This window comes from Streptomyces sp. NPDC097107, assembly GCF_044762405.1.
Classification (GTDB): domain Bacteria; phylum Actinomycetota; class Actinomycetes; order Streptomycetales; family Streptomycetaceae; genus Streptomyces; species Streptomyces thinghirensis.
Genome location: NZ_JBIWEF010000039.1, coordinates 1 through 3,343, shown reverse-complemented (window position 1 = coordinate 3,343; position 3,343 = coordinate 1). Strand labels below are relative to the sequence as shown.

Below are 3,343 nucleotides of genomic sequence, written 5' to 3'. Positions count from 1 at the left end.
TCGGCGTCAAGCTGACCACGCTCCGCAAGGAGCAGGCCGACTACATCGGCGTCAAGGTCGAGGGCCCGTACAAGGCGGACCACTACCGCTACTGAGCGAGCCCGCGTCGCAGCCGGCAGGGGAGCGTCCACGCACGGACGCGCCCCTCGGCCGACTGCCGGCTCCTCCGAGACAGGCCCCCGCACCCCCGTGCCGGGGGCCTGCCCCGTCGGCGCCTCAGCGGCCGGACCAGCAGCCCGTCACCACTCAGGACCACCAATGCCCCGCGGCCGTTATTCGCTCCACGATCCGCACGATCACACCCCCCTCGCAGAAGAACACTTCCAGTGCGCCCCCGGCCCCTCCGGCTGGCGCTACGTCTCCCGGCTGACCACGCCCGCCGGAGACGACCACGGATCCGTCGACCTCGCCCTCGACGACCTCGGCCGCCCCATCCGCCTCGAACTCCATGCCGCGAGCTGGCAAGTTCGCGGTGCGGCCGTCGACGGCGTCACCTGGGTCCGCACCGACCCCACCGGAGTCCACGCCACCGAAGGCAATGCGCGCGCCCACGCCTTCACCGGCACGTCCCCGGCCTTCCTCGTCGCCACCACCCGCCTCCTGCGCCTCACCCCCTCCGGATCGGCCACCCGCGTACGCCTCGTCGCCCTCACGGACCCGGTCCTCGCCCCGCGCACCGTGGACCAGTCCTGGGCCTTGCTCAAAAGAGAAGCACACGCCACTGACAACGGCCCGCTCACCGTGGACGAGTACCAGGTCACAGCCCTGGACACGGGCGAGCAGCACGCCGTGCACATCGCCGGCGACGTCGTGCTCGCGGCCCCCGGCATCGAGCTGGAGGACCTGGAGTCACCGCCGTCCGTGTTTCCGTGAACGACATCGGGCGACAAGCGCCGCAGGACCGCCCGGGCGCAGCCCGTCCGGCCTACGCCGGCGGTACGAAACCGGTGCCGGTGCCGGTGCGGCCGTCCGGCGGCGTCTCGCGCGACGCCTCGGGCCGGACTTCCCGCGAAGGCGCGGTCGGCGGCACCACGGGACGCTCCTCCGGCGTTCGTACCGGCGGCTGCCCAGGCGGTGTCGCGGAGGAAGCCGGCGCAGGAGGAGTCATGGGCGGCGCTTCCACCGCAGGCCGCCCAGCCGCGTAGGCCCCCTCGAACGCCCGCCGGGCCTCCCGCGCCTGCCGCTCCTGCAGCACCGCCGCCAGATACGCGGCCGGCGGAACCTCCTGCGGGGCCGGGGCACCCGTACGAGCCGCCACGTCGTTGGCGAGCCGTTCGGCCATGGCCCAGCCGACCCGGGGATCCAGTTGTCCCATCCGCGTCAGGTACTGACGGACGGCAAGCCACAGATCATCGGGCACGGCGGACAGATCGAGCCCCGAGAACCGCCCCGCCAGCCACGGCGGAGGCGGCGGTACGAAGCCCGTCGGCGAGACCGGCACCCGTTCCCGCACGACCAGGGTCCCCGCGAACACATCACCCAGCCGCCGCCCCCGCGCCGACACGAGCGAGGCGATACAGGCGACGACGCCGAACGTCATGAGGATCTCGATCACCCCGATCAAGCCCCGTACCAGCGAGTGCCGGAACCGGATCGGCCCACCGTCGTCCCGCACCACCCGAAGACCGCACGCCATCTTCCCGAGCGACCGCCCGTGGCTGAGCGTCTCCACCGCGATGGGACCGCCCACCAGCACGAGGACGAAGGCCGCGATCGACAGCGCGGTCTGCGCCGCCATGTCCAGGGAGGCCGTGGAAGCCACCAGCGCGACGGTCACCGCCACATAGACGGCCACGGCCACCGCCAGGTCGAGCAGGACGGCCAGCGCCCTGCTGGGCAGCCTGGCGGGGCGCAGTTCCAACGCCACCGCCTCGCCCGTCACCAGCTCACTCACGCCTGCCGCCCTTCCCCTGACTGCCCCCGTCCCCGCCAGTCTGCCAAGCTGAGGACACACCGCGCCGCAGTACGACAAGCTGATCCACGACGAGCCGCCGACGATAGCCGAGGAGCAGGCACACCGATGGACCTCGACGTCTTCGTCTCCGCCCACCGCGCGGAGTGGGACCGCCTCGACGACCTGCTCCGGCGCCAGCGTCGACTGACCGGCGCCGAGACCGACGAACTCGTCACCCTCTACCAGCGCACGGCCACGCACCTCTCCCTGATCCAGTCCAGCGCCCCAGACCCCCAGCTGACCGGACGACTCAGCCAACTGGTGGCACGCGCGCGCAGTGCCGTGACAGGGACCCGCCGAGCCTCCTGGCGCGACGTCACCCGCTTCCTGACCCAACAGTTCCCGGCGGCCGTCTACCGGGCACGCCACTGGTGGGTGCCCACCGCACTCCTGTCGACGGCCGTCGCGGCGCTCCTGGGCTGGTGGATCGGCACCCATCCGGAAGTCCAGTCCACCATCGCGGCACCCAGCGAACTGCGGGAGCTCACCCGCCCCGGCGGCCAGTACGAGACGTACTACTCGAGCCACCCCGCGGCCTCCTTCGCCGCACAGGTCTGGACGAACAACGCCTGGGCCGCCGCACTCTGTCTCATCCTGGGCGTCTTCCTGGGGCTGCCGGTCATCTGGATCCTGTTCCAGAACATGCTCAACCTGGGCGTCGGCTTCGGCCTGATGTCGTCCGCCGGCCGCCTCGACACCTTCCTCGGCCTCGTCCTGCCCCACGGGCTGCTCGAACTGACCGCGGTCTTCGTGGCCGCCGGCACCGGCCTGCGTCTCGGCTGGACCCTCATCGACCCCGGCCCGCGTACCCGGCGCGTCGCCCTCGCCGAAGAGGGCCGAGCCGCCATCGGCATGGCGATCGGTCTCGCCCTGGTCCTGTTCATCTCCGGTGCCATCGAAGGCTTCGTCACCCCGTCCGGCCTGCCCACTTGGGCCCGCATCGCTATCGGAGTCGTCGCCGAGCTGGGCTTCCTCGCCTACGTCTATGTCCTGGGCGGACGTGCCGTGCGCGCCGGCGACACGGGCGACGTCGAAGCGACCGAGCGCAGCGCCACCGTGCCGACCGCCGCCTGATGTGCGTCCGCCCCGGACGAGCTGCTAGTGTCCTCTTCGTTCCCGCAAGAGCCGTTGACACGGAGCGAGCGGGGAGGTAGATTCGAACAGTTGCCTGGAGATGGGTTCACCCCAGAGGGCAACCGAGAGTATCTATCTGCTTCCTCCCGGATCATTGAATTCGGCGAAGCACTCTCCCGATGAATCGGAAATGAACGGCCGGTCAGACCGGCTCAGAACTTCTGATAAAGTCGGAACCGCCGGAAAGGGAAACGCGAAAGCGGGAACCTGGAAAGCACCGAGGAAATCGGATCGGAAAGATCTGATAGAGTCGGA

At 70.8% G+C, this 3,343-nt stretch carries 4 protein-coding genes; 3 read left to right on the top strand and 1 reads right to left on the bottom strand.

Annotated elements, in window-relative coordinates:
• Both ACIQ1J_RS35335 and ACIQ1J_RS35330 read left to right on the top strand, forming a co-directional pair.
• Positions 1-95: adenosylhomocysteinase (locus tag ACIQ1J_RS35335; RefSeq protein ID WP_403563497.1), on the top strand; the 95-nt coding region annotated here is incomplete at its 5' end.
• 163 nt (positions 96-258) lie between these two features.
• Entirely contained in the window at positions 259-873 is a 615-nt protein-coding gene (locus tag ACIQ1J_RS35330; RefSeq protein ID WP_403563495.1) for a hypothetical protein, read from the top strand.
• A gap of 52 nt (positions 874-925) precedes the next feature.
• Here the strand turns inward: ACIQ1J_RS35330 and ACIQ1J_RS35325 are convergent, their stop codons facing one another.
• Positions 926-1,894 (bottom strand): RDD family protein, encoded by a 969-nt coding sequence (locus ACIQ1J_RS35325; RefSeq protein ID WP_403563493.1) that lies wholly within the window; start codon positions 1,892-1,894, stop codon positions 926-928.
• Between the two features lie 126 nt (positions 1,895-2,020).
• Here ACIQ1J_RS35325 and ACIQ1J_RS35320 point away from each other — a divergent pair, with 126 nt between their 5' ends.
• The gene (locus ACIQ1J_RS35320) at positions 2,021-3,028 is read left to right on the top strand and encodes a stage II sporulation protein M (RefSeq protein WP_403563491.1); all 1,008 of its coding nucleotides are present in this window, start codon (positions 2,021-2,023) and stop codon (positions 3,026-3,028) included.
• The last annotated feature ends 315 nt before the right edge of the window (positions 3,029-3,343 follow it).